The organism is Myxococcales bacterium (assembly GCA_016706225.1).
In the GTDB taxonomy this organism is placed as follows: domain Bacteria; phylum Myxococcota_A; class Polyangia; order Polyangiales; family Polyangiaceae; genus JADJKB01.
In genome coordinates this window covers 634,064-651,853 of sequence record JADJKB010000022.1, presented here as the reverse complement: position 1 = coordinate 651,853, position 17,790 = coordinate 634,064, and the positions used below count along the sequence as shown (strand labels likewise).

The following is a 17,790-nucleotide window of genomic DNA, read 5'->3' as shown; positions in this document are numbered from 1 at the left end:
GCGCACGTGACGGCGGAGGAAAAGGGCGTTTTCATCTGGAGGCGCATTGGCCTTGGCGTGGGCCCGCTCGCGTTTTTGCTGATCGCCTTTGTGCCGTCGGGACTGCATCGGATCCCCGGACTCGGGCATCGGCCAGCCTACGCGGCGGCCGTCGCCGCGCTAATGGCTCTGTGGTGGTTCACCGAGGCCGTGCCGATCGCGGCCACCGCCTGCTTGCCGCTGCTTCTCTACCCGATCTTCGGGGTCTTCGGGCTTGGTCCGGTCGGGGACACACTCGGCGCGGCCGAACCCTTCACCGACGCCTACATCCTTCTGTTCCTCGGCGGCATGATCATCGGGGCAGCGATGGAGCAGTGGGGGCTGCATCGGCGGGTCGCGCTGCACATCATGCGCGCGATTGGCACCGAGCCGAGGCGCTTGCTGCTTGGTATGTTGGTGGCGACGGCGAGCGTGTCGCTCTGGATCTCGAACACGGCGACGGCTGTCATGATGGTGCCGATCGGCATGGCGCTCTTGCGGCAGCTCGAGCAGGCCCACGAAGGCAGGCGCCTCGGTGACTTCGGAGCCAGCTTGATGCTGTCGATTGCCTATGCTGCCAACGTTGGTGGTATCGGCACCAAGATCGGGACCGGCACCAACTCGATCTTCGCCGGGTTCCTGTCGGAGAAGCTCGGGATCGAGATCAGCTTTCTGCAATACATGTTGGTGGGGTTGCCGTTCACCGTGTTGTTCATTCCCATCATCTGGTGGGTGCTCTGGCTGAACGCTCGGGGACACGTGCCCGAAAAATCCCAGGGGCGCGAGGTGCTGGAGCGGGAAATCGCCGGGCTCGGCCCGTGGTCCAAACAGGAGAAGCTGGTAGCGACCGTGTTCGTCGCGGCGGCGCTCCTGTGGATGTTCGGAGACCCACTGCGGGGCTGGCTCTTCCCGGTTTTTTCCCGGTTTTTCCCGGGCTTCAAGCTGCTCGGCAAACACTACGAGGCCGCCGTGGCGATGACCGCCGCCCTGGTGCTGGTGGGGAGTCGCAGCGTCTCTCGAGCGGGGCTCGCTCGGGTGCCGTGGGGGACATTGTTGCTGCTCGGCGGCAGTTTTGCGATGGCCGCCGGGATCGAGGGCAGCGGCCTCTCCGACTACATCACTCTGCAGCTCGAGCCCATCGCGCGGTTGCCGCTGCTCGCGCAGCTTGGCCTGGCCAGCACCGTGACGATCGCGCTCTCGGCCGTTGCCTCGAACACCGCAACCGTAAACCTGCTCCTGAACGTGCTCCCGCGCTCGCTGCCCGTGCTCTCGGTATGTGCGCTGGCGGCCTCGTGTGATTTCGCGCTGCCCGCCGGCACACCGCCGAATGCCATCGTCTTCGGGAGTGGATACGTGCGCCTGCCCCAGATGATGCGCACGGGCCTCGTGCTCGACGTGCTCGCCGCGATTACCCTCACGGCATACGGGTATTTCTACCTGCGCTTCGTGATCTGACTCGTGTTTCTCCCGAATGGGCGAACTACGAACGCTTCAGCTGGGTGAGCCGGGCGCCTTCTTCAGCTCTTCGACCAGCGAGAGCCCCTCTTCGAGGCGCGCCTTCTGGCGCTCGAGCGCGGCGAGCTGCTCGCGGGCCTCCACCACGACCTCCGGCGGCGCGTTGTCGAGGAACTTCTTGTTCTCCAGGCGTTTGGCCAGTGACTCGATGTCCTTCACGAGCTTCTTGGTCGAGCGCGCGATGCGATCGCGCTCGTGCTCGGCGTCGACCAGACCCAGAAGCCCCACCAGCACTTCCACCTCACCCGCAACCGTGAGCACCGAGCCGCTTGGGCGCGGGGAGCCCAGCGGTTCGATCACCGGCGGCCCCTCGGTCTTGACCAGGAACGTGATCAGGCGTTGCTCCGAGGACAGCAGCTCGCCCAGGGCAGGGGCTGCACCGAGTCGCAACGGGACCGCCGCGCCGGGATGGACTTCATGCTCACTGCGCACGGCGCGCGCGGCGCCGATGGCACGCATGACGGCGGCGAACGAGCGTTCGGCCTCGGCGTCGGGGCGCCCGTCCTTCGCGCTCGGGTAAGGAGCGAGGGCAATGGATCTGGGTCGGCTTCCGGGTCGCGGCACGCGCTGCCACAGCTCTTCGGTCACGAACGGTGCGTACGGATGCAGCGCGCGCAGCACGGTCTCGATGGTGTGGGCGAGGACCTGACGGGTCTCGGTCTGTTCGTCTTCGCTGCCCGAGAGGAAGACCGGCTTGCACGCCTCGAGGAACCAAGCGCAGAGCTCGTCCCACACGAAGCGGTAGAGGGCGCTCGAACCCTCGTCGAGACGAAAGTCTACGATGCCTCTATCGCTACTCTCGACGGCCTCCGCCAGGCGCGACAAGATCCAGCGGTTCATCAACAGCTTCGGCGCGGGCACTGCTTCAGCAAGCTCGACGAGCTCGATGTTCGGCAGCGAGAAGCGCACGGCGTTGTAGAGTTTGTTGCAGAAATTCCGGTAACCCTCGATGCGCTTGGGGGAGAGGGCGATGCGTTTGGCCTGGGGTGAGTAGCTGCACAAGGTCAGGCGGAGCGCGTCGGTGCCGTACGCCGGGAAACCCTGGGTCATCTGCGCCGTGGACGGATAGGCCCTGCGGAACTTGGCCAGGGCCTCGGCCACCGGCGCTCCGGGCAGCGCCTTTTGCACCACGTTCTCGAACGCGGAGCCGTGGATCAGATCGAGTGGGTCGATGGTGTTGCCCTTGACCTTGCTCATCTTGTCGCCGGTCTCGTCGACGACGAGCCCGTGCAAGAGCACACGCCGGAAGGGCACCTCTTTCATGAAGTAGAGCCCCATCATCATCATGCGGGCCACCCAGAAGAACAGGATGTCGTAGCCCGTTTCCATGTCGCTCGATGGGTAGAAGCGGCGGACGGCGAGCGTGTCTTCGGGCCAGCCGAGGGTGGAGAAAGGCCACAGCGCGCTGGAGAACCAGGTGTCGAGCACATCGGCGTCGCGAGTTGGGTCGGCCTTGCCACACGCGGGGCACGCCGCCGGGTGTTCGTCTCGCGTCACCAGCACGTGGCCGCACTCGCAGTGGAACGCGGGGATCTGATGCCCCCACCAGAGCTGGCGCGAGATGCACCAGTCTTGGATGTTCTCGAGCCAGTGGAAGTAGGTCTTTGCCCACTCCTCCGGGATGATCTGAGTGCGCCCGTCCCTCACCGCAGCGACGGCCGGGTCCGCCAATGGCTTCGTCTTCACGAACCACTGCGTGCTGATCATCGGCTCGACCACGGTGTTGCAGCGCTGGCAGCGGGGCAGCATCAGCGCGTGGGGCTTCGTGCCGCGCTCGAGTCCCTTTTCCGCGAGGGCGGCCTTCACCGCCTTGCGCGACACCTTCACCGTCTGCCCCTGGAACGCGCCCGCTTCTGCGTTGAGCGTGCCGTCCAGGTTCAGGATGCTGATCTCCGAAAGCCCATGGCGTTTGCCGGTGGCGAAATCGTTGAAGTCGTGCGCCGGCGTGACCTTCACGGCGCCGGTGCCGAAGGCCATGTCGACCAGAATGGCGTCGGTGATGACCGGGATCTCGCGCTCCACGAACGGGTGTTTCAGCTGCTTGCCGTGCAGGTGTTTGTAGCGTGGGTCGTCCGGGTGAACCGCGACGGCGGTGTCGCCCAGCATCGTCTCGGGGCGCGTCGTGGCAACCACCAGCTCGGTCACCCCAGCGGCGGGATCCGCGTCGGCCACCGGATACGCAAACTCGTAAAGCTCGCCCGTTGCCTCCTCGTTCTCCACCTCCAGATCGCTGAGCGCGGTGCGGCAATCACTGCACCAGTTGATGAGCCGCGTGGCGCGGTAGATGAGCCCGTCCTCGTACAGCCGGACGAAGCTCTCCTTGACGGCCCGGCTCATGTCCGGGTCCATCGTGAACTTGCTGCGCTCCCAGTCCGCCGAGCAGCCCAGCGCGCGCATCTGTTCGACGATGCGACCGCCGCTCTGTTCTTTCCACTGCCACACACGCTCGACGAACTTCTCGCGACCCAGGTCGTGCCGGCTCAGGTTCTCGCGGCGCAGCTGGCGCTCCACGACCGTCTGAGTGGCGATGCCCGCGTGGTCGATGCCCGGTTGCCAGAGGGTGTTCTTGCCGAGCATGCGCTGGTGGCGGATCAGCGCATCTTCGAGCGTGCCCATCAGCGCGTGGCCCATGTGCAGCGAGCCCGTGACGTTGGGCGGAGGCAGCGCAATCACGTAGGTCGGCCGTTCGTCCTTCGGATCGACGCTCGCGCGGAAGACACCTTCTTCTTGCCAGAATGCGTACCAGCGCGGTTCCACGTCCGCAGGTTCGTAGGCCTTGGGCAGCTCGCTCATGGGGATCGGAGTATTAGCCGAGCGAGGGAGGCTGTTCCAGGTTTAGCGGGTCTCTGACTCACCTCGGTCACCCGGACCAGCGGGCTGGCCCAAGAGCGCCGACAGCGCCGCGAGCTTCGCCTGGATCAGATCTCGGGCGGTGCGGAAGCGCGTCAGCATTTCGTCCCGAGAAAGTCGGGGATCCGAGCTGGCGGGATCCTCGACGGGCCAGTGCAGGCGCTGTGCCTCGCCGAGGAACGCGGGGCACACCTCCTCGGCGCAGAGCGTGATGACCACACCGACCGTGGTCGGATCGACGCTCTCGACCGATTTCGAGGTGTGGGTTCCGAGGTCGACTCCGACCTCGTGCATGACCTCGATGGCGTAGGGGTTGACCCGGGAAGGAGCGCTGCCCGCGCTCGCTACGGCGACGGAAGAACCAAAGTGTTTGCGCGCGAGACCCTCGGCCATCTGGCTGCGAGCGGAGTTGGCGACACACAAGAACAGGACGACTTGGCCCGGCTTCATGCGGCTCCGGGAACGTTGGTGTCTCCGGTCGGCGGCGTCGCCTCGGGATAAAAGCGGCGCTGCGCCCAGAGCGCGACGTTCACGAGGCCGATCAGCGCCGGAACTTCGACCAGCGGCCCGATGACCGCGGCGAAGGCCGCGCCGCTGTGGATCCCGAAGCTGGCGATGGCGACCGCGATGGACAGCTCGAAGTTGTTCGAGGCGGCGGTGAACGACAGCGTCGCCGACTGCGGATAGTTGGCTCCCAGGCGTTTGCTCATGAAAAACGAGAGCGCGAACATCACCACGAAGTAGATGAGCAGCGGCGCCGCGATGCGCAGCACGTCGAAGGGCAGCTGCACGATGGTCTCGCCCTTCAGTGAGAACATCACGACGATGGTGAAGAGCAGGGAGACCAAGGTCAGCGGGCTGATCTTCGGCACGAAGCGTTCCTCGTACCAGTCGCGCCCCTTGGCTCCGATCAGCAGGCGACGCGTGGCGAATCCGGCGGCGAACGGCACGCCCAGGTAGATGCCGACGCTCTTTGCGATGTCTGCGATGCTGATGTTGACGACGGCGCCCTCTAGACCGAGCCAGGTCGGCAACAGCGTGGCGAAGAAGTAGGCGTAGACCGAGAAGAACAGCACCTGGAAGATCGAGTTGAAGGCGACCAGGCCCGCGCAGTATTCGGTGTCGCCCTTCGCCAGCTCGTTCCAGACGATCACCATCGCGATGCAACGTGCGAGGCCGATCAGGATCAGGCCCAGCATGTATTCGGGTTTGTCGCGCAGGAACACGACGGCGAGGCCGAACATCAGCACCGGTCCGATGAGCCAGTTCTGGATCAGCGACAACCCGAGCACGCGCTTGTTGCGGAAGACCTGCCCCAGCTCCTCGTAACGGACCTTCGCCAGGGGTGGGTACATCATCAAGATGAGGCCCGCCGCGATGGGGAGCGACGTCGTCCCCACGCTCAGCCGATCGAGGGCGGCGGTGAATCCGGGCGCGAGGAAGCCCAGGCCCACTCCCACGGCCATCGCGGCGAAGATCCAGAGGGTCAGAAAGCGGTCGAGGACCGACAGCTTCCTGGCCACGCCGGCCACGGAGTTCGTCATGGGCCCTCCCTGTACGCGAGGCCCCGGGCGGAGTCAGGGGAAAACTGCGCGCAGCGTCTGAGCGCGATGGTCACTCCGCCGTGAGTCGGCGGATCTCTTCCTTGATCAAGGTCTCGGCGAGCTGCGGGACGACCTCCCACACCACCTGCTCGACGACCTCACGCGAGAGCGCGAGCACACCGTCGACTTGATCTTTGCTGAGTCCGAGTCCGGCCAGACGCTCAGCGAACTCTCCGTTGCCGGAGGTCGCCACGGCTGCGGCGGTTGCCGCCGGCGGGGGTGCCGCGGCGGGCGCAGGTGCGGGCGCCGCGCCGGGTGCGGCCGCCTGACCGCCGATCAAAGTCTGCACGTGGGGGCGGGGCGCTCCAAGACCAATGGCGGGCGCTGCCGGTCGTGCCTGCACCATGGGCGGACGCGGCGACGGGGTCGGCGCTACCGGAACTACAGGCGCCTGCGCGGCGGGCGCAGAGCGGGCGGCCGCGGGCGGTGCGTCGGCAAGACGCCGAGCCAAAGCGCCAGCTTTGTCGACCATCTGCTGTGTGTCGAACGGCTTGTCCATGAACTCGTCGGCGCCCGCGGAGGCGCCCCGAGTCTTGTCGTAGGGCTGCTGCTTGCTCGACAGGATCAGCACGCCGACCCCAGGGGCCTCGCGCTTGATCTGCCCGCACAGCTCGTAGCCCCCGCCGGCTGTGCCGAGGTTTGCGTCAATCAGCGCGAGGGTCGGCCGCTCGGACCGGATCTTCTCCAAAGCTTGCTGCGCGTTCTCCGCGAGCAGAACCTTGAATGTGTCGCCCGAGAATGTGATCTCGAGCACCTTGCGCATTGTCTTGCTGTCGTCGACGGCCAGCACCGTGGTGGTCAAAGGCGTCCTCCCGCGGCCGAGGATTCGACCGGTATGGGATCAAACCGCACCGACCCGAAAAGTGTCAAGGATTTCGCTGCCACAGGGGCCGGCTTTCTTGCCGGACTTCGGCAACCGCCGGGGTTTTGCCGGGCTTTTTCCTTGCCGGGGATTTGACGGGCCGGCGCCAGCGAAGAAACTTCTCGGTCGGTGGCCCAGCCCCTCGCCAAACGCGCCCGCTCCATCTTGTACTCCGTGGTCACGGAGTTCATCGCCACGGGCGAACCGGTGGGCAGCCGGACGCTGGTGAAGAAGTACGGCTTCGACCTGTCGGCCGCCACCATACGCAACGTGCTCGCCGACCTCGAAGACGCCGGATATCTGTCGCAGCCTCACACTTCGGCGGGTCGGGTCCCGACCGAGAAGGCCTTTCGGCTGTTCATCGACGCACTGATGCGGGTCCGCCAGTTGTCTCCCGAAGAGGCCCACCGGATCGAGGAGCTGCTCACCGATCCCCATTCGGGCGGGGATCTGTTGCGCCAGACGGGCCGTCTCCTGTCCGACCTCACCGGGGCGGCGGCCATCTTGGTACGGCCGCGCATCGAGACGCGCACGGTGCTGAAGGTGCGTTTCATCCCGACCCGCGCCACGGAGCTCCTGACCGTGATCGTATTTTCCGACGGCACGGTGGAGAACCGGTTCATCAGCATCGAGCACCCGATCCTCGAGAGTGATCTCGAGCGCATTCACAATGCGCTCGAAGAGGGCATAGGCGGGCGGAACCTGGCCGACGTTCGCGACCACTTCGCGCGAGCCCTGGCCGACGGGCGTGACGAGCTGATGGAGCTGAGGAAGCTCGGTCTGTCGCTGGTCAATGCGGCCATCGAGGGTGCCGGTCGTGCGGTCGACATCGTGATCGAAGGGCAGGCGCGGTTGCTGCAACGTCCGGACTTCGGTAGCGCAGAAGAGCTGCGCGACCTGATGCGGGCCCTCGAGGACCGCGAGCGTCTGGTGATGTTGCTCGATCGCGCGTTGTCGGCCGAGCAGGTGCAGGTCTTCCTCGGACAGGAGACCAGCGAAGCGGTTGGGTACCCCGTGAGCTTGGTAGCCGCGCCGATTCACGAAGACGGCCGCCCCGGCGGCGCCGTGGGTGTCATCGGGCCGACGCGCATGGATTACGCAAGCGTCGTCCCGCTCGTGGCAAAGACCGCCAACGCAGTCAGCGCGGCGCTGTCACGCTCGCGCGCTCACTCTCCGCCCGCGACCGAGGCCGAGGTCGATGGCGACGAGTCGGAAGACTGATGGGGCGACTGAACCAAACTCAGCCACCCGGACTGAACGGGCGTCCCTAGAGCGCCGAACAGGTTGAACGTCGTTTGTTTTCAGCGAGCCGCTTCCGGACCCCGCTTTGGTTCGTGGTAGGCTGCACTCGATATGACCGCGCCGCCGCGCCTGCCGGGCACGCCGCAAGGGGACAGCCCCGCTGATCGGGCCCTGGCATTGTCCCTGGCTGACGAGCTCGACCCGGCATTGCGCTGGGGTGCGGCGTTGGTGAAGAGCGAACCGGCCGGTCCGCTTGGCCTGCTGGTCACCGCGCGCTTACTGGCGGCTGCGGGTCGGCGAGAGGTTGCAATCGAAGGACTCGAGGTGGCCGTTGCGCGGGCGGTCGATCACGGCAACCTGCCGCTCGCTCTCGCGGCGTGTTGCGATCTGAAGACGCTGCGACACGATCCCGGCAAACACCTGGACGCCATCGCCGCCACGTTTTGTCAGGGTTCGTCGCGGCTCTTGACCAAGGGTGCATCCCCGCCGGAGTTACCGCGGTCCGCCGAGGCGTTCCAGCCGTTGCCCGCCGCGCTATCGGGCAAAGCCCTGGTCGGAAAGGCTCAAGAATTGATCCACGCGGCGCGCCAGCTGCTCGGCACCGAGCTGGCGGCGCAGCCGATCCGCCCCAAGGTCGTCTCCCCTCCGCTCTTCGGCGCCCTCGGCAAGGCCGATCTCCGGGCGATGCTCGATGTCTTCGAGGTGAATACCGTCGGCGCGGGCGCGGTCTTGATCGAGGAAGGCACCTCCGGCGCCGAAGCGTACATCCTCGCGCGCGGCGAGCTCGAAGTGCGCCGCAGCGCCGAGCAAGGCGAGTCACTGCTCTTGGCCCGACTGGGTAATGGCACGCTGTTCGGAGAGATGGCGCTGCTCTCCCGCGCACCCCGCGCCGCGAGTGTCACTGCGGCACGGCCGAGCATCATCCTGGTGGCGCGCAAGACCGCGCTCGACGTGATTGCCGAACGGCAACCCGCCGTAGCGGCGGTGTTCGCCGACCACTGCCGGCGGCGCATGGTCGAGAACCTGGTGCGCACGAGCACGATTCTGAGTGCCGTCAAACCTCAGGAGCGCCCCGCGCTCGTCGAACGCTTCGTGACCCGCACCTACGAGGACGGCGAGGTACTCATCAACCAGGGCCACGCCTCGGAGGGCCTGCACCTGATCGCTTCCGGTGAGGTCGCCGTCATGCACCACGACGGCGACGACACCACGCTGATCGCGAAGTTGGGTGTGGGGGAGGTCGTGGGAGAGGTTGCCCTCGTGCTCCGCCGGCCCTCCACGGCCGACGTCATTGCAGGCTGCCCCACCGTCACTTTGCACCTGCCCCGGGAGCGCTTTTTGGAGCTGATCAAGGAGCACCCCGCAATCCTCGGAGAGCTCTATGAGCTTGCCATCAAGCGCGACGAAGAAACGAGTAGTATCGTGGCGCAAGAGGCCGCGGACGCCGACGACTTCGTGCTGCTCTGAGCCGCGTGGGGTGGTGGCGGCAGGCCCCGCCCGTCGCTGTTCGCTTCTTGACCCGGGCCCGGCCGTTTCGTATGCCCCCGGCCATGCTCCGTCATTCGACCCGCCTCCTCGCCGGCATCACCCTCGGCCTCGCCACCCTCGGCCTGTCTTCCGCCGCGCTCGCGGAGAGCAAGATCGCCGTCATCGACACCCAGCGTGCGATCATGGAGACGGAGGACGGTCTCCGCGCTCAGGCAACGCTGAAGAAGTTGTTCGACAAGCGTCAGCACGAGCTCGACAAGAAGCAGACCGATCTTCAGAAAGAGCGCGAGGACATCGAGAAGCAGCAGAACGTGCTCAGCAAGGCCGCTCTGCAGAAGCGCGTCGAGAAGTGGCAGCGCGAAATGATGCAGCTCCAGACCGTGTTCGTCGAATACAACAAAGAGCTGCAGAAGAAGCAGGGTGAGCTCACTCAGCCGATCTTCCAGAAGGCGATGGGCATCATTCGTCGCATGGCTTCGAACGACGGCTACGACATGGTTCTGGACAAGCAAGCCGTGCCGTACGTGCGAAGCGACCTCGATCTGACCGATCGCATCATTCAGCAGTACAACCAGGGTGGCGGCGGAGCCGCCGACAAACCCGACCCCAAGGGCGGTGCCAAGCCGCCGACGATGCCGGCGCCGGCGCCGGCAGTCGGTCCGGCCGTGCCGCCGAAGCCGTGAGCCTCGGGCTCGGGCAAGGGATCCCGCTCGCACGTGCCGAGCGCCTGAACGAGCTTCGGAACCGTTTTGGGGGTGAGCTCGACGAGCCGCACTCCACACGCAGCGTGCGGCGCATCGTCGCGCCGCCGCAGGCCACCGAGGAGACGGACCTGTCTCCGCTTTTTGCGGCGCGCTCGCTCAAAGATGCGGCCGTCGCCGCGGGTGTCGTGCTCTGCGCGCCGAGCTTGGCGGCGAAGATCCCGCACGGAAGCCGCTGGCTTCACCCACACCCCGAGTGGGTGCTTGCCCAGCTACTCGAGCTCGCCGCCGCGCGTGGGCAGACCGAGCCGGAACGCGCAGCGAGCGCCGTCGTCGAGGCCGGGGCGGAGCTCGGGCCCGGGGTGAGACTCGGGCCCGGCGCCGTGGTGATGAGTGGCGCTCGTGTCGGCGCCGGCTCGAGCATCGGTCCGAACGCGGTGATCTTCGGCAACGTCTGGCTCGGAGAGCGGGTGAGTGTGGGTGCATCCGCGGTCATCGGTCGAGCGGGCTTTGGCTGGGTCACCGGACCCGGCGGAGAGCGCCGCCGCATGCCGCAGCCCGGCGGCGTGATCGTCGAAGACGACGTCGAGATCGGCGCTCTCTCGAGCATCGACTCGGGCACGCTCATGCCGACGCGAGTTGGTGCTGGCACCAAGCTCGACGCTCAGGTGCACGTGGGACACAACGTGAGCTTGGGGCCCGGATGTATCGTCGCCGCGCAGTCCGGCTTCGCGGGCTCGGCCATTCTCGGAGCCGGCGTGCTCGTTGGTGGGCAGGTCGGTGTGAAGGATCACGTCGTAGTTGGTGATGGCGCGCGCCTCGCGGCCAAGAGCGGGGTCATCTCCGACGTTGCACCCGGCGCCACGGTCGCTGGGTTCCCGGCCGTTCCGCGCCTCCGCTGGCTGCGCGCGATGGCGAAGTTGCTCGCGCGTCCGCCCCACGCCTGAGCTGGGCGGCGGAAATCCCAAGCTCCGACTCCCGTCCGGGCGCGGTTCGCTCCACGCGGGATGACCGCTCGCCGCCGCCATGGCAGGCTCCCCGCTCCGATGACCCGCGCTACGAGCCTGGACATCCAGAAGATCCTGGAAATCCTGCCGCACCGTTACCCGTTCGTGTTGGTCGATCGTGTGACGGAGATCGAGCCAGGCAAGCACATCGCCGGTCACAAGAACGTCAGTTACAACGAGCCCTGGGTGACGGGACATTTTCCGGGTCGTCCCATCATGCCCGGCGTGCTGATCATCGAGGCGCTGGCGCAGATTGGCGGCATCTTGGCCTACGCGTCCGAGCCCTTCGATGCCACGAGCAGTCTCATGTATTTTCTCGGCATCGACAAAGCGAAGTTCCGCCACACCGTCACGCCGGGTGACCGACTCGATCTTCGGGTCGAGGTGATGCAGCACCGCACCAACGTCTGGAAGCTCCGCGGGGAGGCTACGGTCGAAGGTACACTCTGCGCTCAAGGGGAGCTCTTGGCCTCCATCGTGGATCGTTCGGGCTGACCCGTGGCGAGCGTGCACGCGTCCGCAGTGGTCGAGCCCGGCGCCGAGCTCGCCGCTGACGTCCGGGTGGGCCCGTTCTGTTACGTGGCCGCCGGCGTCCGAGTCGGCGCGGGCAGTGAGCTGCTCGCGCACGTCTCGTTGCTCGGCGAGAGGACGCGCCTCGGCCAACGAAATCGTGTGTTTCCGTATGCGGTGCTCGGCGCACCACCCCAAGATCGCTCTCACAAGGGTGAACCAACGACCCTCGAGATCGGTGACGACAACGAGATCCGCGAACAGGTCACCGTACACACCGGCACCGTGAAGGGCGGGGGAGTCACGCGCATTGGCTCACGTTGTTTGTTGATGGTGGGGGCGCACGTCGCGCACGACTGCGCCGTGGGCGACGACGTGATCCTCACCAACCTCGCCACCCTGGGCGGGCACGTCACGGTCGAACCGCACGTCGTGTGTGGCGGGCACGTCGCCGTGCAGCCCTTCGTGCGGCTCGGGCGCGGGTCGTTCCTGGCCGGCGGCGCGCGCGTCGAAGAGGACGTGCCCCCGTTCGTGATTGCCGCCGGAGATCGCGCGCGGATCCGCGCGCTGAATCAGGTCGGGCTCGAACGCATGGCGGTCCCGGCGGTCTCGAGGCGCGGCCTGGAGCAGGCCTTCCGCATGATCTGGCGGAAGGGTCAGCCCATCTCGCAAGGTGTGGCTCGAGCTCGCGTCGAGCTGGGCTCGGACGTATGGGTGCTCGAGTTGTTGTCCGCCCTCGAGCGACGTTCCGCCCGCCGCTGACCGCGTCGACTCAACCCTTCGACTCGAACAGATCGTCGAACACCCGGTCGAAGTCCTCTTCCTCGTTCACAGAGCGAGTGCCGGACGCTGGGCGCGCGCCGGGCTGCAGCGCCGCGATACGATCAGTGACGCCGCGGTAGCGTGGGTCCTTCTTGGCGACCTTCTCGAAATAATAGAGCGCGTCCTTGGCGACGCCCTTCATCTCGTGGACGTTGCCGAGGTCGTAGTGCAACGCCATCTCCTGATCCGGGGTCTTCTGCGCCGCTTCGAGGCCGCGCAGGTAGGCCTTGGCCGACAGGTCGAGCTCGCCGCGCTCCAGGCGAATCATGCCGATCATCGCGTAGCACATGCACTCGCGGCTCGGGTCACGCGCAGCCAACCCGAACTCGTTGATGGCGTCGGCGAGCAGCCCCATCTCCTTGTACGCGACGCCGAGGTCGTAGTGGGTCGCGCTGTCGTTCTCGCTGACCTGTGCGCGAATGCCCGCCTTGAACTTCTCGAAGACCTGATCGACGTCTTGATCGGAGAGGTTGCTCGGCGCGGCCGCGGGCGGGGCCGAGGGTTCGAGGCTGTCGAGGGCCTCGAGGGATGCTGCGATGTCGAAGGAGCGGTCCTCGGGCTCGGAGTGCACGACACCGGGTGCGGCGACGGACACACGAGCGACCGCGACCTGTTCGCTGCCGCCGCCGAGGAACTCCTCGATTTCGGTCATGCGCTCGACCAACAGCGGGTGGCCGGGCGCGCGTACGAGCTGGTCGGCGATGATGGTGCGGGCGTCGTCGTAGAGGCCACGGGATGCAAAGAACTCGGCCTCCTCCAGCGCCTCTTCGATGGCCTCGTGGTTGAGGGGACCGTCGCCCGCCGCCGTGGGGTAGGCGTCGTCGAACACGCCGCCGTCCGTCTCGGCCTCGGCGCCGACGTACGCGTCATCGGGCTCGGGATCGATGTACTCCGGCTCGTCGATGTAGGCGGCTTCTTCTTCTGCGCTGAGCAGGTCGTCTTCATTGCCAAGCGGAAAGCTGGGAAGCGGCGCGGTGGCATCCGGCGCGCTCTGAACCGCAAATGGATCGTCCATCGTGAACGCGTCGTTCGGGTCCGGCAGCGAGTGCGGGCTACCCATCACGCTCGACGCGCTGACCTCCTCGAGGTCGTACGACGGCAGCGGACCGCGTGACGGGTATTCTTCCCAGGCTGCTGCAGCTACCTGACCCACCTCGACGCTGGCTTGTTCCTCGGAGTAGTCGATGTTCACCGTCTCCGTCGGGCTGTCCGCGGACCATGCCTGTTGCGGGCTGCCGCCACTCTGAAGCTGCGCCAGCAGCTCGAGCGCAACGGGGTGTTGTGGCTCCGAGTCGAGGACGTCGTAGAGCAGCATCTCGGCGCGCTCGAGGTCGTTGCGCTCGAGATAGATGGCGGCCAGCGTCACGGATTCGCCGATGGCCGCGTCTCGGTCACCCGACTCGAGCAGGAGCTCGCGCAGCTTTTCCCTGACGTCGATGCTGCTCGGGTTGACCTCGATGGCAATCTGGAGCGTCTCGAGCGCCTTGCTGTAGAGGCGCAGCTTGCGGAACGCCTCGGAGTCGACGAGCGCCTTCTTGACGTGGGCCTCCGCGTCGAACTCGGCCCCGGAGTAGCGGTCGGAGATCTCGAGATCACTTTCCGCTACCATCACGTCCGGGGCGCTGCCCATGAACGGGCGGCCTGCCGGCGGGCGACTCTGTCGCTGGAGCGCGAAAGGAGCCTCGGAAGACGCGTCCTCGTCGGGCTCGATCTCCTCGATCGCCTCCTCTTCTTGGTGATCTTCGGCGATGATTTCGACATCTTCGTCGTCCACGTGGACCGACGACGGCTCGTGTCCTTCCGGCGGTATCGACGGCGCGAGGGCCAAGAGCGCCCTCACGCCTTCGTCGTCTGGCGCCACCGCTTGGAGATGTGCGACCAGTTGGTCGAACAGGTCCTGGCGATCGCTCTCGCGAGCGATACGCGCCATCTCCTTGTAGACCTCGATGGCCTTGTCCGCCTGCCCGATCAGGGTGAACGCTTGCGCCAAGAGGCCCAGCGTGTCCAAGTCCCGTGGGTCGACCTGGAACGCGATCTGCAGCTTGGCCAGGGCCTGCAGCCCGTCTTCGCGCCGCCCTTTTTGCAGGTAGAGCTGCGCGGCCATGCGCGCGTATTTCGGCTCGGCCTTGAAATGCAGAATGCGCTCGATGACCTTCAGCGCGTCTTCGCGGCGTTCGAGCTGCAGGAGCAGCTCGGCGGCGGTCCAGAAGGCCTCGATCGCCTCCTCGAGGTCCTGGACTCGACAGCAGGCCTCCGCGAGCCGCAGGTAGGGCAGCGGGTTGGTCGAATCGAGGGAGACCATCTTCTGGAACACCTCGATGGCGTCCCGGTCCAGGTTGCCGCGCTGGTATCGGGCTGCGACCTCGTCCCACGCGGCGAGCGCGTCACTGGTCAGACCAAGCTGGGTGTAGATCTCCGCCAGCTTCGGCACGATGTACGCGTAGCGATCCGTCAGCTGCGGCGAGTGTTTGCGAATGACCTCGCGGATCTGTTTGTAGACGGCGATGGCCTTGAGCGCGAAGCCCTGCTCCGCGTAGAACTGCCCCACGCGGTCGTAGGTCGCGATGGCCTGGTCGTAGGCCTGGATGCGCGTCTGGAGGTCGCCGACCTTCAGCAGCGTGCGCATGTCTTTCGGGTCGAGCTGGACGACTTTCAGGTAGTCGTCGACAGCTCGGTCGTACCGCTTCTTGTCGACCCACTTCTGGGCGCTCTGCAGTAGTTTCTCGCGATCGGACACTTGGGGCCTTCTGCCGGAGCCGGCGGCGCTCGGGCAGGGGGGATGGAGGCGCCAAATCGTACGCGATGGCCCGGGTCACCGTCAAATTGACTTGAGATTTCGGGCGGGTGGGGAGGAGTCTTGGGGGTTCTAACTGCGCTTCTCGCCAGCGGTTGCGGCTCGGGGCGAGTCGCTTCATCGTCTCGCCCGATGATCGCAGAGAGCAGCTACCGGGCCCCGTTTGCGTCCGGCGGACCCTTCGCCGTCGACGCCGAGATCTGCAGGAAGCTCCTGGGCATCGCCCTCGGGCGGGGCGGCGACTACGCCGATTTGTTCTTCGAGTACCGCGCCGGCGGCGGCCTCGTGTTCGAGGAGGGCATCACGAAGAGCGCGTCTCGAGGCGTGAGCATGGGCCTTGGCGTGCGGGTGCAGCGCGGCGATGCGACCGGTTATGCGCACACCGAGGACCTCACCTGGGAGTCCATGAAACGCGCGGCCGAGACCGCCCAGCGCATCGCCAATGAAGGGGGCAAGGCCCCCCCGGCCCGGCTCGAATCACTCTCGTTGCCCGGTCGTTACGACCTGCCCGTGGCGACCATCGACGTTGCCGGGACGGAGAAGCGGGCGATGCTCGAGCGAGCCAGCAAGGCCGGGCACGCCTTCGACCCGCGCATTCTGAAGGTCGAGGCGAGCTTCGCCGAGGAGATCCGCGAGATCCTCATCGCAACGAGCGACGGGCGCCTCGCCCACGATGTGCAACCGCTGATGCGCTTCAGCGTCCGCGCCATCGCCGAGGAGAACGGCAAGCGTGAGTCGGGCTCGAGCGGCGGCGGCGGGCGGATGACGCTCCACTACTTCGACGACAAGACGCCCGAGTGGCACGCCGAGCGAGCCGCGCGCCAAGCCCTCACCCTGCTCGGCGCGAAACAAGCGCCCGCCGGCCAGATGGAGGTAGTGCTCGCTCCCGGTGACAGCGGCATCTTGTTGCACGAGGCGGTCGGCCACGGGCTCGAGGCCGACTTCAATCGCAAGGGCACCAGCAACTACACCGGCATGGTCGGCAAGCCGGTCGCGAGTGAGCTGTGCACGGTGGTGGACGATCCGACGTTCCTCCAGAGCCGGGGTTCCATCAACGTCGACGACGAGGGCGTCGAGCCGGAGAAGAGCGTGCTGATCGAGAACGGCGTCTTGCGCGGTTACATGCAAGATCGGCTGTCCGCGCGGCATTTCAAGGTGTCTCCGCGTGGCAATGGGCGGCGCGAGAGTTTTGCTTGTGTGCCCATGCCGCGCATGACGAACACGGTGCTCTTGGCGGGTCCACACGACCCGGAGGAGATCATCAAGAGCGTCAAGCGGGGCATCTTTGCCAAGACCTTCGGTGGAGGTCAGGTCGACATTTCGAACGGTGACTTCGTGTTCTCGCTGACCGAGAGTTACCTGATCGAAGATGGCAAGCTCACGGCTCCGCTCAAGGGTGTGAACCTGATCGGCAATGGTCCCGAGACACTCCGCGACGTGAGCATGCTCGGCAACGACGTCGAGGTCTCGGACGGCATTTGGACCTGCGGCAAGGATGGCCAGAGTGTCCCGGTCGGCGTTGGTTGCCCAACCATCAAGATCCAGAAAATCACCGTAGGTGGCACCGAGATCGGTTGAACCACGCGGCGGGCGCTCTCGCACGTTCGTGGGGGTGATCGGCCACGGTCCGCTGCTAGAGCGGGAAGACGGAGCTGCGTCCACGCTGCGGCAGCTCGGGGCAGACGTGCGCACCCTGGACCTGTGGGACGATCCGTTGAACCTGGTCGAGGACGACGACGAGGCGCGCGGGGTCCGTGCGCGCGCGTTCGTGTTCGAAGCGCTGGACCGCCCGGACCTGGCGATCGCGGCGCTGCGGGCCGTGCGCAAGGAGAGTTCGTTCGACGGAGTTGGCGCGCTGATCGCGCTGACCGTGGGGCAGCTGGCACGGGTGGAGCCATCGAGCGGCTTCGACGATTTTGTGCTTCACCCCTACGTGCCGGAGGAGCTGTATGCGCGCATTCGAGCCATCGAGTGGCGGCGCAGTGAGTTCTCGACGGACGAGCATCTCAAAGTGGGCGCACTGGTGGTCGACAAGGCCGCACACGTCGTGAGTGCGCACGGTCGGATCGTGACCCTCACCGCAAAAGAGTTCTCGCTGCTCGCGTATTTGTGCGAACGCCGCGGCCGAGTTCACAGCCGAGAGCACCTTTTGGCGCGGGTTTGGGGCAATCGTTACGAAGGTGGCCCGCGCACGGTCGACATTCACGTGCGGCGCCTGCGCGCCAAGCTCGGGGATGCGCTGCCGCTCGAGACGGTGCGTGGCGCGGGTTACAAGTTGCGCGCTCCGGCGGGTCTGACCGCAAAGGCGAGCACGAGTGGTGATTCAGAGCTGCCGCCGCCGCCTTCCGAACCACCAAGCTCGGAGGTGCGACCGTGA

The 17,790-nt window shown here is 66.5% G+C and carries 14 protein-coding genes; 9 read left to right on the top strand and 5 right to left on the bottom strand.

Annotated features, from left to right (window positions below; all coding sequences use genetic code 11):
• The first annotated feature begins 6 nt into the window (after positions 1 to 6).
• Positions 7 to 1,473, top strand: a complete 1,467-nt coding sequence (locus tag IPI67_33900) for an SLC13/DASS family transporter (protein ID MBK7585170.1) — start codon at positions 7 to 9, stop codon at positions 1,471 to 1,473.
• Positions 1,474 to 1,509: 36 nt separating this feature from the next.
• Here IPI67_33900 and IPI67_33895 read toward each other — a convergent pair whose 3' ends face one another.
• From IPI67_33895 to IPI67_33880, 4 genes are all read right to left on the bottom strand, one after another.
• The gene (locus tag IPI67_33895) at positions 1,510 to 4,326 is read right to left on the bottom strand and encodes a valine--tRNA ligase (protein ID MBK7585169.1); all 2,817 of its coding nucleotides are present in this window, start codon (positions 4,324 to 4,326) and stop codon (positions 1,510 to 1,512) included.
• A 42-nt stretch (positions 4,327 to 4,368) separates the two neighbouring features.
• Positions 4,369 to 4,833, bottom strand: a complete 465-nt coding sequence (locus IPI67_33890; GenBank protein ID MBK7585168.1) for an arsenate reductase ArsC — start codon at positions 4,831 to 4,833, stop codon at positions 4,369 to 4,371.
• Complete coding sequence (arsB, locus tag IPI67_33885; protein ID MBK7585167.1) at positions 4,830 to 5,927, bottom strand: ACR3 family arsenite efflux transporter; 1,098 nt, start codon at positions 5,925 to 5,927, stop codon at positions 4,830 to 4,832. The genes IPI67_33890 and arsB overlap by 4 nt, the downstream gene beginning before the upstream one ends.
• Positions 5,928 to 5,997: 70 nt before the next feature.
• Entirely contained in the window at positions 5,998 to 6,789 is a 792-nt protein-coding gene (locus tag IPI67_33880; protein ID MBK7585166.1) for a response regulator, read from the bottom strand.
• Between the two features lie 189 nt (positions 6,790 to 6,978).
• On the opposite strand from IPI67_33880, the gene hrcA reads away from it, so the two are divergent.
• The 6 genes from hrcA to lpxA all read left to right on the top strand — a co-directional run bounded on the left by hrcA (position 6,979) and on the right by lpxA (position 12,559).
• Positions 6,979 to 8,070 carry a heat-inducible transcription repressor HrcA gene (gene hrcA, locus IPI67_33875; protein MBK7585165.1) on the top strand — a complete coding sequence of 364 codons (1,092 nt, stop codon included), beginning with the start codon at positions 6,979 to 6,981 and terminating at the stop codon, positions 8,068 to 8,070.
• A 132-nt stretch (positions 8,071 to 8,202) separates the two neighbouring features.
• Positions 8,203 to 9,558 (top strand): cyclic nucleotide-binding domain-containing protein, encoded by a 1,356-nt coding sequence (locus tag IPI67_33870; protein ID MBK7585164.1) that lies wholly within the window; start codon positions 8,203 to 8,205, stop codon positions 9,556 to 9,558.
• 71 nt (positions 9,559 to 9,629) lie between these two features.
• Positions 9,630 to 10,262 carry an OmpH family outer membrane protein gene (locus IPI67_33865; protein MBK7585163.1) on the top strand — a complete coding sequence of 211 codons (633 nt, stop codon included), beginning with the start codon at positions 9,630 to 9,632 and terminating at the stop codon, positions 10,260 to 10,262.
• On the top strand, positions 10,259 to 11,227 hold the full coding sequence (locus tag IPI67_33860) for a UDP-3-O-(3-hydroxymyristoyl)glucosamine N-acyltransferase (protein MBK7585162.1): 969 nt from the start codon (positions 10,259 to 10,261) through the stop codon (positions 11,225 to 11,227). The genes IPI67_33865 and IPI67_33860 overlap by 4 nt, the downstream gene beginning before the upstream one ends.
• 99 nt (positions 11,228 to 11,326) lie before the next feature.
• Entirely contained in the window at positions 11,327 to 11,782 is a 456-nt protein-coding gene (fabZ, locus tag IPI67_33855) for a 3-hydroxyacyl-ACP dehydratase FabZ (GenBank protein MBK7585161.1), read from the top strand.
• A 3-nt stretch (positions 11,783 to 11,785) separates the two neighbouring features.
• Positions 11,786 to 12,559 carry an acyl-ACP--UDP-N-acetylglucosamine O-acyltransferase gene (gene lpxA, locus IPI67_33850; protein ID MBK7585160.1) on the top strand — a complete coding sequence of 258 codons (774 nt, stop codon included), beginning with the start codon at positions 11,786 to 11,788 and terminating at the stop codon, positions 12,557 to 12,559.
• A gap of 10 nt (positions 12,560 to 12,569) precedes the next feature.
• Here lpxA and IPI67_33845 read toward each other — a convergent pair whose 3' ends face one another.
• Positions 12,570 to 15,356 (bottom strand): tetratricopeptide repeat protein, encoded by a 2,787-nt coding sequence (locus tag IPI67_33845; protein MBK7585159.1) that lies wholly within the window; start codon positions 15,354 to 15,356, stop codon positions 12,570 to 12,572.
• 189 nt (positions 15,357 to 15,545) lie between these two features.
• Between IPI67_33845 and tldD the strand changes: the two genes are divergently transcribed.
• A complete protein-coding gene (gene tldD, locus IPI67_33840; protein MBK7585158.1) occupies positions 15,546 to 16,991 on the top strand; it encodes a metalloprotease TldD in 1,446 nt (481 codons plus the stop codon).
• Positions 16,992 to 17,076: 85 nt separating this feature from the next.
• On the top strand, positions 17,077 to 17,790 hold the full coding sequence (locus tag IPI67_33835) for a response regulator transcription factor (GenBank protein MBK7585157.1): 714 nt from the start codon (positions 17,077 to 17,079) through the stop codon (positions 17,788 to 17,790).